Source organism: Plantactinospora sp. KLBMP9567 (assembly GCF_033446045.1).
Taxonomy (GTDB): domain Bacteria; phylum Actinomycetota; class Actinomycetes; order Mycobacteriales; family Micromonosporaceae; genus Plantactinospora.
In genome coordinates, this window is record NZ_JAWQRR010000021.1 from 310,436 (window position 1) to 329,283 (window position 18,848).

At 70.6% G+C, this 18,848-nt stretch carries 12 protein-coding genes and 1 rRNA gene; 5 read left to right on the top strand and 8 right to left on the bottom strand.

All coding sequences use genetic code 11. From position 1 onward, the window contains the following. The first annotated feature begins 74 nt into the window (after nucleotides 1-74). Together R6Y94_RS17660 and R6Y94_RS17665 are read left to right on the top strand one after the other, a co-directional pair. Nucleotides 75-671 (top strand): Uma2 family endonuclease, encoded by a 597-nt coding sequence (locus R6Y94_RS17660; RefSeq protein WP_318396936.1) that lies wholly within the window; start codon nucleotides 75-77, stop codon nucleotides 669-671. A gap of 82 nt (nucleotides 672-753) precedes the next feature. Further along, a complete protein-coding gene (locus R6Y94_RS17665; RefSeq protein WP_318396937.1) occupies nucleotides 754-2,424 on the top strand; it encodes a DUF885 domain-containing protein in 1,671 nt (556 codons plus the stop codon). A 76-nt stretch (nucleotides 2,425-2,500) separates the two neighbouring features. Here the strand turns inward: R6Y94_RS17665 and R6Y94_RS17670 are convergent, their stop codons facing one another. The 5 genes from R6Y94_RS17670 to R6Y94_RS17690 all read right to left on the bottom strand — a co-directional run bounded on the left by R6Y94_RS17670 (nucleotide 2,501) and on the right by R6Y94_RS17690 (nucleotide 8,190). Continuing rightward, nucleotides 2,501-2,815: a hypothetical protein gene (locus R6Y94_RS17670; RefSeq protein ID WP_318396938.1), complete on the bottom strand. Its 315-nt coding sequence runs from the start codon at nucleotides 2,813-2,815 to the stop codon at nucleotides 2,501-2,503. A gap of 96 nt (nucleotides 2,816-2,911) precedes the next feature. Continuing rightward, entirely contained in the window at nucleotides 2,912-3,187 is a 276-nt protein-coding gene (locus R6Y94_RS17675) for a Uma2 family endonuclease (RefSeq protein ID WP_318396939.1), read from the bottom strand. A gap of 338 nt (nucleotides 3,188-3,525) precedes the next feature. Then, nucleotides 3,526-5,559 carry an ABC transporter ATP-binding protein gene (locus R6Y94_RS17680; protein WP_318396972.1) on the bottom strand — a complete coding sequence of 678 codons (2,034 nt, stop codon included), beginning with the start codon at nucleotides 5,557-5,559 and terminating at the stop codon, nucleotides 3,526-3,528. Between the two features lie 131 nt (nucleotides 5,560-5,690). After that, entirely contained in the window at nucleotides 5,691-7,424 is a 1,734-nt protein-coding gene (locus R6Y94_RS17685) for an ABC transporter ATP-binding protein (RefSeq protein ID WP_318396940.1), read from the bottom strand. Between the two features lie 34 nt (nucleotides 7,425-7,458). Continuing rightward, complete coding sequence (locus R6Y94_RS17690; RefSeq protein WP_318396941.1) at nucleotides 7,459-8,190, bottom strand: TetR/AcrR family transcriptional regulator; 732 nt, start codon at nucleotides 8,188-8,190, stop codon at nucleotides 7,459-7,461. Between the two features lie 185 nt (nucleotides 8,191-8,375). On the opposite strand from R6Y94_RS17690, the gene murD reads away from it, so the two are divergent. Then, nucleotides 8,376-9,758, top strand: coding sequence for a UDP-N-acetylmuramoyl-L-alanine--D-glutamate ligase (murD, locus tag R6Y94_RS17695; protein WP_318396942.1), 1,383 nt, complete (start codon nucleotides 8,376-8,378; stop codon nucleotides 9,756-9,758). Between the two features lie 54 nt (nucleotides 9,759-9,812). Here the strand turns inward: murD and R6Y94_RS17700 are convergent, their stop codons facing one another. Together R6Y94_RS17700 and R6Y94_RS17705 are read right to left on the bottom strand one after the other, a co-directional pair. After that, on the bottom strand, nucleotides 9,813-10,844 hold the full coding sequence (locus R6Y94_RS17700; RefSeq protein WP_318396943.1) for a hypothetical protein: 1,032 nt from the start codon (nucleotides 10,842-10,844) through the stop codon (nucleotides 9,813-9,815). A gap of 135 nt (nucleotides 10,845-10,979) precedes the next feature. After that, nucleotides 10,980-15,359, bottom strand: coding sequence for an ExeM/NucH family extracellular endonuclease (locus R6Y94_RS17705; protein WP_318396944.1), 4,380 nt, complete (start codon nucleotides 15,357-15,359; stop codon nucleotides 10,980-10,982). Nucleotides 15,360-15,786: 427 nt separating this feature from the next. Here R6Y94_RS17705 and R6Y94_RS17710 point away from each other — a divergent pair, with 427 nt between their 5' ends. Both R6Y94_RS17710 and R6Y94_RS17715 read left to right on the top strand, forming a co-directional pair. Continuing rightward, nucleotides 15,787-17,670 carry a VanW family protein gene (locus tag R6Y94_RS17710; protein ID WP_318396973.1) on the top strand — a complete coding sequence of 628 codons (1,884 nt, stop codon included), beginning with the start codon at nucleotides 15,787-15,789 and terminating at the stop codon, nucleotides 17,668-17,670. A 140-nt stretch (nucleotides 17,671-17,810) separates the two neighbouring features. Further along, a complete protein-coding gene (locus R6Y94_RS17715; RefSeq protein ID WP_318396945.1) occupies nucleotides 17,811-18,614 on the top strand; it encodes a serine protease in 804 nt (267 codons plus the stop codon). A 112-nt stretch (nucleotides 18,615-18,726) separates the two neighbouring features. Here the strand turns inward: R6Y94_RS17715 and rrf are convergent. Beyond that, nucleotides 18,727-18,843 (bottom strand): 5S ribosomal RNA (gene rrf / locus R6Y94_RS17720). Between the last annotated feature and the right edge of the window lie 5 nt (nucleotides 18,844-18,848).

The following is an 18,848-nucleotide window of genomic DNA, read 5'->3' on the forward strand; positions in this document are numbered from 1 at the left end:
TCCGCCACCTCGTGGCGGGCGCCACACACCGCACGGTCGGGTTGGTACCGTCGACTACGTCGAGGAGGTGACCCATGGCCATGCCGGCACAGTTCGATCCGCTGGTGGACTTCGACGGCATGTGGACAACCCAGCTCGCCGACCGCTATCTTCCGCTGCCGGAACTGCCTACCGCACGTTACGAGTGCATCAACGGAAGGTTAGTGATGACCCCGGCAGAGACGATGTCCAACACGTTCGGGGAGATGACGCTGGCGCGTCTGCTCGCCCCCGCTGCCCAGGCTGCGGGGCTCTACGTCTGCGGCCCGGTCAACCTCACGTTCGAGTTGCGGCAGTGGATCCAGCCCGACGTCACGATCTTGCACGCGCTCCCGCAGACCGACGAAGAGGACAAGTGGGTGCCGGTCCGGCTCTGCACCATGGCGGTCGAGTTCGTGTCGCACGGCAGCCGGAAGCAGGACTTCGTCGACAAGCCGAAGCGGTGTGCCGAGGGTGGAGTGCCGTACTTCATGCGGGTGGAGATCGTACGCCGGCTTCGGCACGCCTCCGTCGAGTTCTTCACCCTGGCGGACGGCGAATACCAGCGCACCGCCGAGGCGGTGTGCGGGCAACGGCTCCAGGCGAGCGAGCCCTTCGAGATCGACTTCGATCCACGCGAACTCCTGCCCTGACCCGGCCGACCCGCGCGGGTGCCGACCGCCGTACGGCGGAACGCGGATGAGTCGCGTCGGGCCCATCACGTAGGGTCGTGGCGTGGGACGAATCAACGAGTTGGCCGACCGCTACGTCGACGAGTGGGCCCGGCTCAATCCGATCGGCGCGACGTTCGTCGGCATCGGGGGATACGACGACCAGCTCGGTGACCTCTCGCCGGAGGGCTTCGCGGCGCAGGCCGAGCTGACCCGGCGTACGCTCACCGCCCTCGACGGCACCGAGCCGGACTCCGAGGCGGAACGGACCGCCAAGGAGGCGATGCAGGAGCGGCTCGGCCTGGAACTCGCCCGGTACGACGCGGGTGAGACGGCCAGCGAACTGAACGTCATCGCCAGCGGACTACACGAACTCCGGCAGGTCTTCGACCTGATGCCGACCGAGGGCGCCGAGGCGGTCGGCAACATCGCCGCCCGGCTGGGCCAGTTCGCCGGGGCGCTCGACGCGTACAAGACGACCCTGCGCACCGCCGCCGGGGACGGGCACGTCAGCTCCCGGGCGCAGATCGTCGAGGTCGCCAAGCAGTGCGACATCTGGACCGACCCGGACGGCGACAACTTCTTCCACTCCCTGGTCGAGCGGCTCCCCGCCGATCCGGCGCTCGCCGCCGAGCTGCGCCGGGGCGCCGCCGCGGCCACCGCCGCCACCGCCGAGTTCGGGCACTTCCTGCGGGACGAACTCGCCCCGCTGGGCCGGGCCAAGCAGGCCGCCGGCCGGGACCGGTACGAACTCGCCTCGCAGTACTTCCTCGGCGCCCGCGTCGACCTGGCGGAGACGTACGCCTGGGGATTCGAGGAGCTGGCCCGGCTGGAGGCCGAGATGCGCGCGGTGGCCGCGCAGATCGCCGGCCCCGGCGCCAGCGTCGACGCGGCGGTGACCGCGCTGGACGCCGACCCGGCCCGGCGGATCCAGGGCAAGGAGGCGTTCCGGGACTGGATGCAGGCGCTGGCCGACAAGGCGATCGCCGAGCTGCACGGCAGCCACTTCGACATCCCCGAGCAGGTCCGCCGGATCGAGTGCTGCCTCGCGCCGACCAGCGACGGCGGGATCTACTACACCGGCCCGAGTGAGGACTTCTCCCGGCCGGGCCGGATGTGGTGGGCGGTGCCGCAGGGCATCACCGAGTTCTCCACCTGGCGCGAGGTGACCACGGTCTTCCACGAGGGCGTGCCCGGGCACCACCTCCAGGTGGCGCAGACCCAGGTCCGGGCCGACCTGCTCAACCGGTGGCAGCGGCTGCTCTGCTGGACCTCCGGGCACGGCGAGGGCTGGGCGCTCTACTCCGAGCGGCTGATGGACGAGCTGGGCTACCTCGCCGACCCCGGTGACAAGCTGGGCATGCTCGACGGGCAGGCGTTCCGGGCCGCCAGGGTGGTGGTGGACATCGGCATGCACCTGGAGCTGGAAATCCCCCGGGACAACCCGTTCGGCTTCCATCCGGGGCAGCGATGGACCCCCGAGCTGGGCTGGGAGTTCATGCGGGCGCACTGCCGAGTGCCGGACGAGAACCTCCGGTTCGAGCTGAACCGCTATCTGGGCTGGCCGGGGCAGGCACCGTCGTACAAGGTCGGCGAGCGGATCTGGTTGCAGGCCCGGGCCGAGGCGCAGGCCCGCAAGGGTGCCGACTTCGACCTCAAGGGATTCCACCGGGCCGCGCTCGACCTGGGCTCGATCGGCCTGGACCCGCTCCGCTCCGCGCTGGCCCGGATCTAGATCGTCGGGTACGAAGCTCGCCCGTTACCACGCCCCGGCCGGCTGCGCCGCGCGGCCGGGTGTGCCGGTGAGTGGCTCAGCGTGGAATCTCGAAGAGGTCGGTGACCAGATCGGCGGTGCTGATGTCCTGGTTGGTCTTGCCGAGTATGGCGGGTGCCTTGGCCAGCCCAGGAATCGTATGCCCGCCGCCGTGCACGGTGTAGAGCACGACCGGCGGACGCCCTTGTTGCCGGTACTCGGTGCGTTCGACCGACGTTGTTGCCGGTGAGCCGGCCCGCTTCGGCAGTGTCGTGCTGACCGGTGCGCTGGTGATGCCGTTTCGTGCGGCAAAATATCGCGCCGTCTGCGGCATCGACAGGGTCTGCCCGCCGACCTTGAACAGCGTCCGCACCCACCACTTCATCGCGCCGATGGATGTCGGCGGTCTGCCCGGATCCGTGAAAAATCAGAATCAGAGACGTCTACCGCTGAACAAGCCATTCCCGTCTCAGCCGAGGTCGTGCTCGCTTGGGCTGGTGTTGAGAACCCGGGCCAGCGGCATGCTCGCCCGTACCGGGTAGTGGTCGCCGTCCAGACGGTGCATGGTGACTGTCTGGGCTTGATCCTGGTCGACCACCCAGTATTGCGGAATGCCGACGGTCGCGTACTCGTTGCGTTTGGTCACCGTATCCACACCCTCGGAACCGAGCGAGACGATCTCCACCACGAGGAGAACGTCGGCGACCGGTAGCCAGACGCCGTCGGCCTGGACCTTGTTCCACACGACCAGGTCGGGAATCGCGCCCGCCGACGCCGTCCCGACCTGGGATGCGTAGCCCGACCGCCTGTGCGATCCGGTCGGCCGGGATTCCGCCGTTGGCAAGCCACACCATCAACCGAGTCGCGATGATCGATGAGCATACCCCGGCGGCGGCATGATCGAGAGGACTGCCTCAGCTGATCTCGTACCGGTGGTGCTCGTCGGCGGCCATCATCGCGGTGAGGTCATCGAGCGTCACGACCGAGGGCATGTACCTGCCAACAGCCTCTGAGCTCATGCCCGCGTCCTACCGGCGCCCGCCGGGGTGCGGCCCCACCCCGGCTTCATCCGCTCCTCCTTCATCACCCCCGCTGCCGCGGCGCCCCGGCCGGTACGCCGCCCGGCCCCGCCACCACCGCCGGCTCCACCTCGACCGCCGGCTGGGAGAACTGCGCCTGGTAGAGCCGGTGGTACGCGCCCTGCGCGGCCAGCAACTCGTCGTGGGTACCCTGCTCGACGATCCGGCCGCTCTCCATCACCAGGATCAGGTCGGCGTCCCGGATGGTCGACAGCCGGTGCGCGATCACGAAACTGGTCCGGTCCGCCCGCAGCGCCGCCATCGCCCGCTGGAGCAGCACCTCGGTACGGGTGTCCACCGAACTCGTCGCCTCGTCCAGGATCAGCAGCGACGGGTTGGCCAGGAACGCCCGGGCGATGGTGATGAGCTGTTTCTCGCCCGCGCTGACGTTGTTGCCCTCCTCGTCGATGACCGTGTCGTAGCCGTCCGGCAGGCTGCGGACGAACCGGTCGACGAAGGTCGCCCGAGCCGCCGCGAGGATCTCCTCCTCGGTCGCCTCCGGGTTGCCGTACGCGATGTTGTCCCGGATCGTTCCGCCGAACAGCCAGGTGTCCTGGAGCACCATGCCGATCTCGCCGCGCAGGGTGTCCCGGCGCAGTTCGGTGAGGTCGACCCCGTCCAGGGTGATCCGTCCGGCGTCCAGCTCGTAGAAGCGCATCACCAGGTTGACCAGGGTGGTCTTGCCGGCCCCGGTCGGCCCGACGATCGCCACCGTGTGCCCCGGCTCGGCGACCAGCGACAGGTCGTCGATCAGGGGCTTGTCCGGCTCGTACCGGAACGAGACGTGCGCGAACTCGACCCGGCCGTGCCGCTCGGTCAGTCGGGCCGGCTCGGCCGGGTCGGGGCTCTGTTCGTCGGCGTCCAGGACGTCGAAGACCCGCTCCGCCGAGGCGACCCCGGACTGGAGCAGGTTCGCCATCGCCGCGACCTGGGTCAGCGGCTGGGTGAACTGCCGGGAGTACTGGATGAACGCCTGTACGTCGCCGAGGGTCATCGCCCCGGACGCGACCCGCAGCCCGCCGATCACCGCGATCAGCACGTAGCTCAGGTTTCCGATGAACATCATCGACGGCATGATGATGCCGGAGACGAACTGGGCGGCGAAGCTGGCCTTGAACAGTTCCTCGTTCTTCGCGCCGAAGGCCGCCTCGACCTCGCGCTGCCGGCCGAAGACCTTCACCAGCTCGTGCCCGGTGAACGCCTCCTCGATCTGGCCGTTCAGCACGCCGGTGTGCGTCCACTGCGCGATGAACTGCTTCTGCGACCGCTTGGCGATCTGCTTGGTGACCAGTACCGACGCCGGTACCGCGATCAGCGCGACCAGGGCCAGCAGCGGCGAGATCCAGAACATCACCCCCAGTACGCCGATCACGGTGAGCAGCGAGGTGAGCAACTGGCTGAGGGTCTGTTGCAGGGTCTGCGAGATGTTGTCGATGTCGTTGGTGACCCGGCTGAGCAGCTCACCCCGGGGCTGGCCGTCGAAGTAGGGCAGCGGCAGACGGTTGAGCTTCGCCTCCACGTCCGACCGCAACTGCCGGATGGTGCTCTGCACCGCGCCGTTGAGGATGTAGCCCTGGAGCCAGCCGAGCAGGCTGGCGGCGAGGAAGAGCAGTACCGCCAGCAGCAGGATCCGGCCGAGCTGCTCGAAGTCGATGCCGACGCCGGGGATGACGTCCATCTTCAGCAGCAGCTCGGCGAAGCCGTCGTTGCCGGACGCCCGGGCACCCTCGGCAGCCTGCTCGGCGGTGGTACCGGCCGGTAGCTGCTTGCCGATCAGTCCGGAGAAGATCACGTCGGTGGCGTACCCGAGGATCTTCGGCCCGGCCACCGACAGCCCGACACTGACGATCGCCAGCAGGATCACCGCGATCAGCGACAGCCGGTGCGGCCGGAGCAGACCCAGCAGCCGCCGGGCCGACGGGCCGAAGTTCATCGACTTCTCGGCCGGCATGCCGGCGGTGGCCCATCCCGGACCGCCCCGGGCGGCAGCGCCGCCCGGCAGCCGGGCCGGTGTGGCCCGGGCCGTCTTCTGGTTCATCGCCCCACCCTGGGTGTCGTGGTCCGCCGGACGGCCGTCGGCGCCGGCGCCCCGCCCGTGCTGCCCGGCGTTCGCGTTCTGCCCGGCGTTCCCGTTCTGCCCGGCGTTCCCGGGCTGCTCGCTCCGCTCGGTCATGCCGTCACCTCGACGGTGAGCTGGGACTCGACGATCTCGGCGTAGGTCGGACAGCTCTCCAGGAGTTCGGTGTGCCGGCCGGAGCCGACCACCGCGCCGTCCTCCAGCACGATGATCTGGTCGGCGTCCAGGATCGTGGAGACCCGCTGCGCCACGATCACCACCGCGGCGTCCGCGGTGACCGGCCGCAGCGCGGCCCGCAGCCGGGCGTCGGTGCCGAGGTCGAGCGCGGAGAACGAGTCGTCGAAGAGGTAGATCTCCGGACGGCGGACCAGGGCCCGGGCGATCGCCAGCCGCTGCCGCTGCCCACCGGAGAGGTTCGTCCCGCCCTGGGCCACCGGAGCGTTCAGCCCCTCCGACAGCGCCTCGACGAAGTCGCGGGCCTGGGCGATCTCCAGGCTGGCCCAGAGTTCCTCGTCGGTCGCGTCCGGTTTCCCGTACCGGAGGTTGCTGGCGACGGTGCCGGAGAAGAGGTACGGCCGCTGCGGCACCAGGCCGATCCGGTCCCAGAGCAGATCGGGATCCAGTTCCCGGACGTCGACCCCGTCGACCAGTACCGCGCCGCCGGTAACGTCGAAGAGTCGGGGTACCAGACCGAGCAGTGTCGTCTTGCCTGCGCCTGTGCTCCCGATGATGGCCGTCGTCTGGCCGGCCCGGGCCCGGAACGAGATGTCCCGGAGTACCGGTGCCGCCGCGCCCGGATACTGGAACCGGACGTTCCGCAGCTCCAGTTCGCCCCGGCTCTGGACCTCCCGGACCGGTTCCGCCGGTAGGACGACCGACGACCCGGTCCGCAGCACCTCCATGATCCGCTCGGCGCAGACCGCCGCCCGGGGCACCATGATCAACATGAAGGTCGCCATCATGACGGACATCAGGATGAACATCAGATAGCTCAGGAAGGCGGTCAGCGCCCCGATCTGGATCTGCCCCGCCTCGATCCGGTGCGCGCCGAACCACAGCACCGCGACGCTCGACAGGTTGAGCACCAGCATCACGATCGGGAAGATCAGCGCGGTCAGCCGACCGACCCGCAGCGCGGTGGCGGTCAGGTCCTCGTTCGCCGCCTCGAAGCGCCGGGTCTCGTACGGCTCCCGGACGAACGCCCGGACCACCCGGATGCCGGTGATCTGCTCCCGGAGTACCCGGTTGACGGTGTCGATCCGGGTCTGCATCAGCCGGAACTGCGGGACCATCCGGCGGATCACCAGACCGATCGCCAGCACCAGCACCGGTACGCAGACCAGCATCAGCCAGGAGAGACCGACGTCCTCGCGCAGCGCCATGATCACGCCACCGAACAGGGTGATCGGTGCCGCGACCAGCATCGTGCAGGTCACCACGACCAGCATCTGCACCTGCTGCACGTCGTTGGTGGTGCGGGTGATCAGCGAGGGTGCCCCGAACTGGCCGACCTCCCGGCCGGAGAAGCCCATCACCCGATGGAAGACGGCCCCGCGTACGTCCCGACCGAAGCTCATCGCCGTCCGTGCTCCGAAGTAGACCGCGGCGATCGAGCAGGCGATCTGCGCCAGGGTGACCAGCAGCATCCAGCCCCCGGTGCTGACGATGTAGCCGGTGTCACCCTGGGCGATGCCCTTGTCGATGATGTCGGCGTTGAGGCTGGGCAGGTAGAGCGAGGCCATGGTGCCGACGAGTTGCAGCAGCACCACGGCGGTGAGCGGTCGGCCGTACGGCCGTAGATAGGTACGCAGTAGTCGGGTCAGCATCGACGACCCCCCGAATCGAGGACGCGGTGACCGGTCATGGCCGGTCCGGTCGGTTGTGGTCAGCGTGGCGTCCCGAGCCGGGAGCCGCCCGATCGGGCTCGGCCGCTCCGTCAGGCTCGGTCGCCCGGTCGGGACGGGCCGGTCGGTCGGGATCGGCGGGCTCGGGCTGCCGTACGCCGTCGAGCAGCACGGCGGCGATCATCTCGGGACTGAGTGGTTCGTTGTCGGTGATCCGGGGGTGCGAGCCGGCGAAGGTCAGCAGGCGCAGCAGCCGGGCCACCTCGGGCAGCGGATAGCGGAAGCGGTCGGCGTCCGGCTCCAGCACCCGGACGACGGCCTGGTGGATCTCCTCGTCCGGCGGGTGGAGCTTGCCCGTCCCGGTCGGCCGGCCCGGCGAGCTCTCCGGCGGGCCGTGCATGCCGACGGAGTGCAGCAGGTTGAAGATGCTGGTGAGCCGGCGTTGGAGGATCGCGGCCAGCGCGGTGAGCCGCTCCGGCAACGGGGTCTCCAGGTCGAGCGCGGCCAGCTCGTCCAGCAGCGGAGCCGGGTCGAGTGCGGTCTCGACGGCTACCCGGACCAGCCCGTCCTTGTGCGGGAAGACCCGGAAGATGGTGCCCTCGGCCACCCCGGCCGCCTCGGCGATCTGCCGGGTGGTGACCTTGACGCCATGCTCGGTGATCAGGGCCAGGGTCGCCGTGATCAGCGCGGCCCGCCGCTCCTCCGGCGGGAGCGGCCGGGCCCGGCCCGAGGGAGTCTGCGGGTTCACGGCGGCAACGATAATGAGTGAGCAACTCACTCACAACCGATTTACGCTTCTCGCCGGGGCGGTGCGCAAGCTCACACGTCCAGGTGACCGGCACACACCCGGCCAGCGGCCCGCAGCCGACGTCCCCACCCGGGACACCGGGAGCCGGGACTAGAGTTTGGGCGCGTACCGGAGGGAGTTGTCAGGTGCAACTGGCGGATTTGCGCGGCCGTCGGGTCGCGGTCTGGGGCACCGGCCGGGAGGGCGTCGCGGCGATCAACGCGGTCGCCCCGGTCGGGCCGGCCGAACTGGTCGCGGTGATGGACCGGGAGACGTACGCCGCCAAGCCCTGGACGGGTCCGCTTGCCGACCTGGCTCCACTGCACACCGGCCCCGCCGCACTGGACGTCCTGCTCCGCTCGGACGTGGTCGTCCGGTCCCCGGTGATCGGCGAGACCCACCCGTGGGTGGTACGCCTGCGCGAGCACGGCATCCCGATCACCAGCGGCACGGCGCTGTGGATGGCCGAGCACGCGGCCAGCACCATCGGGGTCACCGGCAGCAAGGGCAAGAGCACCACCACCAACCTGATCAGCCACCTGCTCACCGCCGTCGACCGCCCCAACGTGATGGGCGGCAACATCGGCGTACCGGTGCTGGACCTGCCGCCCGCGCAGCGGTACGTCCTGGAACTCTCGATGTACCAGTGCGCCGACCTGACCGACTCGCCCGACGTGGCGGTACTCACCTCGCTCGCCCCGGAGCACCTGGACTGGGCCGGCGGGGAGGCGGAGTACTACCGGCACAAGCTGAACCTCGTCGACCACGGGCCCCGGTGCGTGGCGTTCAACGCGCACGACGACCGGCTCCGCACCGAACTCGCGGCCCGGCCCGGGCTGCCGCTGCTCCCCGCCGGCACGGTCGGCACCCCCGCCGCCGGTGAGCCCACCTTCCACGTAGCCGCCGAGTCCGACGGCACCCGCTGGGTACGCCTCGGCGACCAGCCACTCTTTCCACGTACCGCGCTGCCGCTGGTCGGGCGGCACAACGAGGGAAACCTCTGCGTCGCGCTGACCGCGCTGCGGGCGGTCGGCGTCGACTGTGTCGCCGAACGGGACCGGCTCGCCGCCGCGCTGACCACTCTGCCGCCCCTGGAGCACCGGCTGACCCCGATCGAGGACCCGTCCGGGATCACCTTCGTCGACGACTCGCTCTCGACGATCCCGCAGTCGGCGATCCACGCCATCGAGGCGTACGCGGGCCGTCCGTTGACCGTGATCGTCGGCGGCGAGGACCGGGGCGTGGACTACGGCCCGCTGCGCGACTTCCTCGCCGAACAGGAGATCGTGGCCACCCTGATCGGCATCCCGGACAGCGGCCCCCGGATCCTCGACGTGGTCAAGGACCTGGGCGCCATCACCACACTGACCGCCGAGGACCTGCCCTCGGCGGTCCGGCTCGGCCGGGAGCGTACCCCGGCCGGCGGGGTGGTGCTGCTCTCCCCGGCCGCCCCCAGCTACGGCCGGTTCGACAACTACGCGCACCGCTCCCGGGTCTTCCGGCAGGCGATCGAGGAAACCGCCCGCTGATCCCGGTGTGCCGGAGGAAAGGGGTGCGCCGCCTCCGGGGAAGGGCGCGCTGCCTCAGGAAAGGGCGTGGAAAAGGTTCCGCATCGAGCGGATCGTCGAGCGCAGTTCCTGGAGGTACTGGTCGGCGCCGAGCTGCCGGAGCGACCCCGACTCGGCGATCCGACTCGGGTCGAGGCCGATCGTCCGCACCTCGCAGCCGTATCCGAGCCCCAGCGTCCGGACCGCGTCGCAGTGCTGGAACGGCACGTACGGCTGGGAGGTCAGTACCAGGACCCGGTCTCCGGCCGCCGGCCCCAGCTCTGCCGCCCAGAAGTGGTACGTGTCGGAGGTGTGCGCCCGCCGGCTCGCCGGCTCGGTCGACGGCGCGGCCAGTACGTGCACCGCCGTGCCGGTCGCATCGCGATAGCTCCGGACCGACCAGGAATGGTGGCTGATCTCGCCCTCCGACGACCGCTCCTCGGCCGGCGCGGCGCACTCGAAGGCACGCCGCATCCCGTACTCCAGCACGTCCACCTCGTACTCGCAGCCGGGCAGGTCCAGCTCGGCGGTCTCGGTGGGCCGCAGCGGCCGGAAGCTGCCCAGGGCCGCCATCTCGCCGGCCTCGACCGCCCCGCTCCGCAGCAGGTGGGCCGCGTAGGCGGTCCGGTTCAGGCAGGACCGGGCCAGACCTCCCAGCACCAGCAGATGGTCGTACCGCCGGCCCGACGACGGGGTGGCGCCAGGCTCCGGCCCGGAGCCGAGCAGTCCCAGCGCGGTGGCCGCCGCCCGGACCAGCTCCGTGAGGGCGGCCGGCAGCCGGGTCTCGGCCACCTCGTCACGCTCGACCGCTGCCGTCCGCCCGTTCCGCGACGGCTGCGCCACCGCGCCGCCCCGGCCCCGGAAGTCCCAGTGCCGGGCCGCGAAGCCGTCGAGCCAGGCCAGTAGGTCGGCCGTATCGAGCCGGTCCGGCAGCTCGGCGCCGAACGCGGCCACCAGGTCGCGCAGCGGCGGCGAGCAGATCCACCCGGTCACTCCGGCGACCAGGTCGGCCCGGGACGCCCCGGCCGCACCCGTCGGCAGTGGTACCGGCCGATAACCGCTCACCATCGTCCTCCCGCCCCGCCACCCGGGGATTCCTTCCGCCCGACCAACCGACAGACTGCGGGCCCGAAACCGGTGACCGGCCCGGGCCCGCAGTCGCGACGCGTCAACTCAACTGTCGGTCCGTACTGAAACCGTCGTTCACAGCCTGGCACACTGCCCGGTCGCCGGGCCCCGGACCGTGTTGGTCCGGCCGTCGTTGCGCGGCGCCGGCGAGTTTGCCACGCAGCTCAGCGGCCCGTTGATGGTGTTGCCGGCGACCAGCACCGGCTGGCTGCCGGAGTTGCCGACGAACGAGACCGGGCCGGAGACGGTGACGGTGTCGACCCGCACCCCGCCACGGCTGAGCGCGACCGAGACCGGACCGCTCACCCTGCCCTTCTCGACCAGCACCTGGCCGGTCGCGGCGACCACCGTGACCGGGCCGGAGACCCTGGTACCGCTCAGGGTGAGCAGCGCCGAGCCGGTGGCGGTGACCGGGCCGGAGATGCTGCCGCCGGTCGCCAGCAGCGACGCGCCGGGCAGCACGGTCACCGGGCCGGTGACGGTCGCGTTCTCCAGGCAGGTGAGCCCGGAGAAGACGGTCAGCGGCCGGTTGTGCCGACCGGTGATCGTCGTCGTGCACTCCGGGCCGGGCCGGCCGACCGCCGAGCGCGGCGCCGGGTCGGCGGTGACCGGCGAGTTCTCGGCGAGGTAGTCGGTCAGCATGGTCAGGTCGTTGTCACCGGTGGTGACCTTGTCGACGTTGGTGGCCAGGGTCGCGAAGTTGTCCCCGCCGGCCGCCAGGAACGAGTTCACCGTCACCCGGTAGGTGCCGGTCGGGTTGATCGGCGTGCCGTTCAGGGACATCGACGTGATCCGGGAGCCCTGCGCGGCCTCCGGGTCGTAGGTGTAGCTGAAGCCCTTGGAGACACCCAGCCAGAGCACCGGCCGGGAGGCACCCGCCGGCTGCCACTGCTCCTCCAGCACCTGCTTGATCTGGGCCCCGGTGTACGTCCCCGTCACCACGTCGTTGGCGAACGGCTGCACCGAGAACGCCTCCGCGTACGTGACCACCCCGTCCGGGGCGTACAGCAGGTCAGCGCGGAGACCGCCCGGGTTCATGAACGCGATCTGCGCCCCACCCCGGCCGGCCGCACTGGTACCGGCGAGCTGCACGTCGGCGACGAAGTTGCCGAGCACCGACTCCTTGCCCCGGTCCTCGTTCCCGGCCTCGTTGTACGCCCGCCTGATGTCTGCGGTGATCGATCCGAGCGGCCGCTGGCCCAGTTCCTGGGCCCGGGTCTTGGCCGCCGCCACGATCTCGGCGACCCCCGGGTGCTGCGGCGCGCCGACCACGTCGACGAGCGCGGCGTCGGCCGCGGTGACCGTACCGGTGGCCGGGTCGAAGGTCAGGTCGACCTTGCCCAGCCGCTTGCCGTAGTCCTCGGCCTGCACGATCGGCCGCAGCTTGTCGGTGCCGGGCACCGGCACCTCGAAGGCGTAGGGCTGGTGGGTGTGCCCGCTGAAGATGACGTCGATGGTGGCGTCGGCCCGGGTGAACTTCCCGAAGACCGGGTCGTTCGCCAGCGCCTCGGCCGAGCTGATGTTCTCGGTCGCCGCGCCCTCGTGGGCGAGCAGCACCACCACGTCGGCCTCGCCGTTGGCCGGGTTGCCGTCCTTGAGCTGGGCGGCCACGGCGTTCGCCTCGGCCACCGGCTCGCGGAAGGTGATCCCGGCGATGCCGTCCGGGCTGACCAGCGAGCCGGTCTGCTCGGTCACCACCCCGACGAAGCCGACCCGCACCCCGCCGACGCTGCTGACCGAGTACGCCGGCAGGGCCCGCTCGTCACCCCGGTAGACGTTCGCACCGAGCAGCGGGAAGTCGGCCCGGTCGGTCACCCGGCCGGTCAGGTCCGCGATGCCCTTGTCGAACTCGTGGTTGCCGACCGCCGAGACGGCCAGGCCCATCTCGTTCAGCGCGTCGATCGTCGGGTTGTCGTCGTCGATCGCCGAGATGAACGTGGAGGCACCGATGTTGTCGCCGGCGGAGACGAACGCGGTGTTCGGGTTCTCCGCGCGGAGCTGGTCGACCAGGCCCGCGACCTGGGCAGCACCGCCGACCGGGCGACCGTCCGGCGCGTTGCCGGGCGACTCCAGCCGGCCGTGGAAGTCGTTGACGCTGAGCAGTCGCAGGTCGACCGGGCCGGTCGCCCCGGTCTCCAGGCCGACGAGGATCGGGTTGTGGTCGCTGGCCCGGTACGGGTCCGCGGCGAAGAACGCCGGGTGCCCGTCGTACTGGAAGGCGTACGACTCGTGCGAGTTGATCTGCCAGACGTCGACCCCGGTGACCCGTTCGGCCAGCGACGCCGAGGCGACCGCGTGGTCCAGCGAGCCGGATTCGCCGCTGAAGACGTAACTCGCCTTGCCGGTGTCGTTCAGGTCGCGGTACCCGGCGTCGTAGAGGACCTGCATCGGGTCCTCCCGGGTGTACGCGTTGAAGTCGCCGAGCAGCAGCACCTGGTCGCTGCCGCTGTCGGCCTTGAGCTGGTCGACGAAGGCGGTCAGCGCGCGGGCCTGGCGGACCCGGTCGCCGTTGAACGCGCCCTGTCCGTCACCGCTATCGGCGTTGTCGCCGGTCGCCGCGTCGGAGCTGCTCTTCGACTTGAGGTGGTTGGCCACCACGGTGAAGGTGGTCGCGCCGGCCGTGAAGGTCTGCGCGATCGGCTCCCGGGCGTTGAACCACACGGTTTCGTCGTTGACCGACCGGGACGCCCCCTTGGGCTGTGCCTTGGCCGGCTTGAAGATGATCGCGGTGGTGATGAAGTCCTGCTGGGCCGCGGCCGGCAGGTCCGCCGGGGTACGCACGTAGTCCCAGGTGCCGGCGCCGGCCGCCGTGTTCAGCGCGGCGACGAGCCGCTTCAGCGCCTGCTGCGGGTCGGAGGCGTTGAACCGGACCGAGTTCTCGATCTCCTGGAGTGCCACCACGTCGGCGCCGAGCGCGTTGATCGCCGAGACGATCTTCGCCTCCTGCTTGGCGAGCGCCGCCTCGTCCTCGGCGCCCCGGGCGTCGCCGCCGAAGTGCACGAAGTAGTTCAGCACGTTGAACGCGCCGACCAACAGGTCGCCGCCGACGTCGCCAGGTGCCGGCGTACGCGGGTTGGTCACCTTGAAGGTGGTCCGGCCGGCGGGCGGGGTGTCCGCGCTGACCGGGGTGGTCGGCTGGAGCCGCCACTCGTTGAAGCCGTACGACAGCACGGTCGGGCCGAACGCCTCGACCGAGTCGCCGACCCGCAGCGGGCTGCCCGGCGCCAGGTACGGCGGCAGCAGGCCCGCATTGGCCAGGTTGGTGGTGCGGCCGTCGTCGACCAGCAGCCGGGCCAGCTTGTTCGCCGCCGCCGCGTTCCGGGCGGCGTCGGTGCCGGGCCGGGCGATGTCGGTGGGTATCACGGCGGCGCGGTCACCGGCGGCGAGCACCACCTCGCCGTACCGGTTCGTGTTGTAGACCTCGGAGACGGTGAACTGGCCGACCGGGGCGACCAGCATCGACTCGACCGACTCCCGCGCCGGGACGTCCAGCGGCAGCGAGAGCGCGACCGGCGACGGCAGCGCGACGCCCTGCTCGCAGACCTGCACGTCCGCCTTGGCGCCGATGCTGACCTGGGTGAGCCCGTTGAACTCGCTCGCGGTGCCGCTGACCCGGACCCGGTCGCCGAGCGCGACGCTCGGGTGGTTGGCGGCGTTGCTGGTCAGGTAGACGAAGATGCCGTCCGAGGCGGTGCCGGCGGCCGGCGGCCGCCCGCCGCTGCCGGCGGTCTGCAGGTAGATGCCGTTGTATCCGCCGCTGCGGTGGTCGCCGGTGACGACACCCTCGACGGTCACCCGGGTACCGGCCAGCGGTGTCGCGTCGCCGGTGCCCTGCACCTGGGCGATGGCGTGGCTGACCGGGCTGTCGCAGCCGACCGGGTCCGGATCCGGGTCCGGGTCGCCGCCGGTGTTGCGGGTGCCGAAACTGTTCAGCGCCGGGGCCCGCCACGTCCCGTCGATCCGCTGCAACGACTGGCCGATCGGGGTGCCGCTGCCCTCGGCCACCCCGATGTCGGTGGCGGTGCGCCCGTCGGCCGGCCCGCCGACTCCGGTCATCCCACCCTCGTAGCTGAGGAACTCGGCGACGGCGCCGTCGGGGGCGACCAGCGCGACCGCGTCCGGCGACCCGTTCTGGATCCCGTCCGTCGGGTACGTCGCGACGACCACCCCGGCCGCCGGCACCGTCCCGCTGAGCGTCCGGGTGTGGTACGCGGCACCGTTGTTGCCGTTGTAGAGGACGAGCTGCCACCCGGTCAGGTCGGTACCGGCCGGGGCCTCGACCTCGATCGCCTCACCGGTGTCCGTACCGACGTTGTCGTAATGGATCTCACTGAGAAAGGGCGTCGCCGTGGGTTCGGCGGCTAGGGCCGCTACTCCGCTGGTCATACCGAGCGCACCACTGGTGAGCAGTACGACCAGCACCTTGAGCGAGCGTCCGCGTCTGTTCCGGCGCATCAAGTTGCCTCCGATAGGGGGTAGACGGTCGGAGCATATGCGGGCTCGGTGGCGTACCGAGAGCTGCCAGGTGTACGGAACACCATGGATGTTCGGTCGTAGCGCGCCGAAGATCGGACTATTCACTGTTTTCGCCCGAGCACTGAAACCGTTTCCTCCGGCACCGTCCACTCGGGTTCGATCAATCGCGAGGTCCCGGCACCACGCCGGAAGTCAGAGGTGGGGCCGTCACCGGCCGGACCCGTCGCCCGTTCTGGTCGAGTTTTGGTTACCGTAGTCGGTCAAGGTCCTGCCGGGCGGGCTGTCGTGCACGCCCGGCGCATCGCGCTGAGGTGTCCGTGAGGCTGAGGTGTCAGTGAGTCAGTACGGCGACAACTCCGTGAGTCAGTACGGCGACAACGCGGTCCCGGCCGACGAGCGGCCGACCATGCAGATGGCCGCCGTCAAGGTGCCCGCCGAGGATCGCCCCACCATCCCGATCACCGCCGTCACCCTCCCGGTCGGACACCAGGACGGCGGCGTTCCGGCCGCCGGTACCCCGGAGACCGTCACCGCGACGTCGGCCGGCTGGGACACCCCGACCCCGGGATCCGGCCCCGGCGGCCCGGCGGGAGCTCCCGAGCAGCCGGCGGCCCGGCGTCGCCTGCGTCGGGTACTGCTCGCCGGTGGCGTGGCCGTCGCCGTGCTGGTCGCCACCGGCGGCGCCACGGCCGGCTACGCGTACGCCGGTGAGGTGCCCCGGGGCACCAGCGTGCTCGGCGTCGACCTGGGCGGCAAGAGCCGGACCGAGGCTGTCCGGGTGCTCCGCGCCGACCTGGCCTCCCGGGCCAGCACCTTCACCACCCCGGTCCAGGTACGCATCGGTGACCAGACCGGTGAGGTCTTGCCGGCCGCCGTCGGCCTGGCGGTGGACGTCGAGGCGACCGTAACGGCCGCCGCCGCGCACCGTCCCGGCCCGTTCAGCCTGCTCTTCGGCTCCCGCACCGCCGAGCCGGTGGTCACCGTCGACGCCGAGAAGCTCGACGCGGAGCTGCGGAAGATTGTCGGCCGGACCGGGCAGCAGATGAGGCTGCCGGCGATCACCTTCAGCGGCACGACGCCCCGGCCGGTTTATCCGAAACCGAGCAAGGGCCTGCGGGCCGAGGAGTCGGCGAAGGCGCTGCGGGAGGGCTGGCTGCGCGGGCAGCCGGTGCAGGTACCGCTGGTCGAGACGCATCCGGCGACCACCACCGAGGAGGTCGACAAGCTGGTCACCGAGCTGGCTAGGCCGGCGGTCGCCGGCCCGGTCACGGTGACCACCGACCGGGGGAACTTCACCATCCCGCCAGCGGCGATCGCGAAGAGCCTGGTGCTGACCGCCGACAAGACAGGCAAGATCGCCCCCCGGGTGGACGAGAAGAAGCTTCGCACCGCGCTTCCCGGCCAGCTCGACAAGGTCGAGGTGAAGCCGAAGGACGCCACCATGTCGATCCAGGGCAACAAGCCGAAGATCGTGGCCGGCGCAGGTGGCTCGCAGGTGGACACCGCCGCGCTGGCCCGGGACCTGTTGGCGGTACTGCCGAAGCCCGATGGCCGTACGGTCCGGGCGCAGCTCAAGCCGGTCGAGCCGAAGGTCAGCGCCGCGGACCTGACCAATATGGGGATCAAGGAGCGGGTCTCCACCTTCACCACCAACTTCACCGGCGGTCTCGGCTCGCCGCGCAGCCAGAACATCGTCACGATCGCCCGAGACGTGGACGGCACCGTGGTGAAGCCCGGGGAGACCTTCTCGCTCAACGGGCACACCGGGGAGCGGGGCTACGCCCAGGGCTACCGCGACGCGCCGGTCATCCTGGACGGCAAGCTCGTACCGGGGGTCGGCGGCGGCACCTCGCAGTTCACCACCACGCTGTTCAACGCGACGTACTACGCCGGGCTGGAGGACGTGGAGCACAAGCCGCACTCCTACTGGTTCAGCCGCTATCCGCCGGTCATCGAGTCGACCATCTTCTGGCCGGACCTCGACTTCAAGTTCAAGAACGACACCCCGCACGGCGTCCTGATCGACACCTCGCACACCTCCAGCTCGATCACGGTGTCGATCTGGAGCACCAAGGTCTACGACAAGGTGACCACGGAGTGGAGCCCGCGGCGCAACATCACCACACCAAAGGTGATCAAGCTCCAGCCGGGCCCGTCCTGCATCCCCACCAACGGGATCAACGGGTTCACCCAGGATGCCTTCCGGCTCTTCCACAAGGGCGGGAAGGTCGTCAAGCGGGAGAAGTTCACCTGGAAGTACCTCGCCGAGCCCCGGTACAGCTGCGGCTGATCCTCCCTCCGCCCGGTGGTATGACACAACCGGGATGACATCGGCGCATTGCGATATAGCGATGGGGGTCCATACGCTGCCGGCATCGTGATCTCAGGCGCGCCCACAAGGCGCGCCATCGATGCTCGGAGAGGACCCCCATGGCTCGTTGGCGCTTCCTCACTCGCCTGGCCGCCGCCGCGTTCGCCGCGGTAGCCGTCGGCGGCGTCACCCTGGCCGCACCGGCTAACGCCGGCCCAGGCAACACCGACGTCACACCCTTCGTCGTCGGCGGAACCCGCGCCGCGCAGGGCGAGTTCCCGTTCATGGTACGACTCTCGATGGGTTGCGGCGGTTCCCTCTACAGCCCCCGACTTGTCCTCACCGCCGCACACTGCGTCGGGCGTACGGGAAGCAACTCCAGCATCACCGCCACGCTGGGGGTGGTGGACCTCCAGTCGTCGAGCCGGATCCAGGTCCGCTCCAACTACGTCTACCGGGCGCCCGGCTACAACGGCAACGGTGATGACTGGGCGTTGATCCGGCTGGCCAGCCCGGTCAGCGGGCTCAGCACCCTGCCGATCGCCACCTCGACCGCATACGACAGCGGGACGTTCACCGTCGCCGGCTGGGGTGCCACCCGGGAGGGTGGAGCGCAGCAGCGGTACCTGATGAAGGCCAGTGTGCCGTTCGTCAGCGACTCGGTCTGCAACGGCCCCTCGGCGTATGACGGCGACGTCATCGCGGCCGAGGAAATCTGCGCGGGTCCGCTCTCCGGCGGCACCGACACCTGCCAGGGTGACTCGGGCGGCCCGATGTTCCGGCAGGGTGGCAGCGGCCTGGTCCAGGTCGGCATCGTCAGCTGGGGCAACGGATGTGCGCGCCCGAACTATCCTGGCGTCTACACCCAGGTCAGCTACTTCTCCTCGGCGATCGCCTCGGCGGCGGCCAGCCTGGGCGGCTGACCGGTCGGGGTGTGGTCGGGGCCGTGGGAACCGGCCAATCCCCTAGCCGTAGACCGGCCGGGTAAAACACGAGTGGCGCCACCCCTGAGGGTGGCGCCACTTCGTAGAAGATGTCCGGCGGCGTCTTACTCTCCCACACCCTCCCGAGTGCAGTACCATCAGCGCTGGAAGGCTTAGCTTCCGGGTTCGGAATGTAACCGGGCGTTTCCCCTCCGCCATAACCGCCGTAACCCT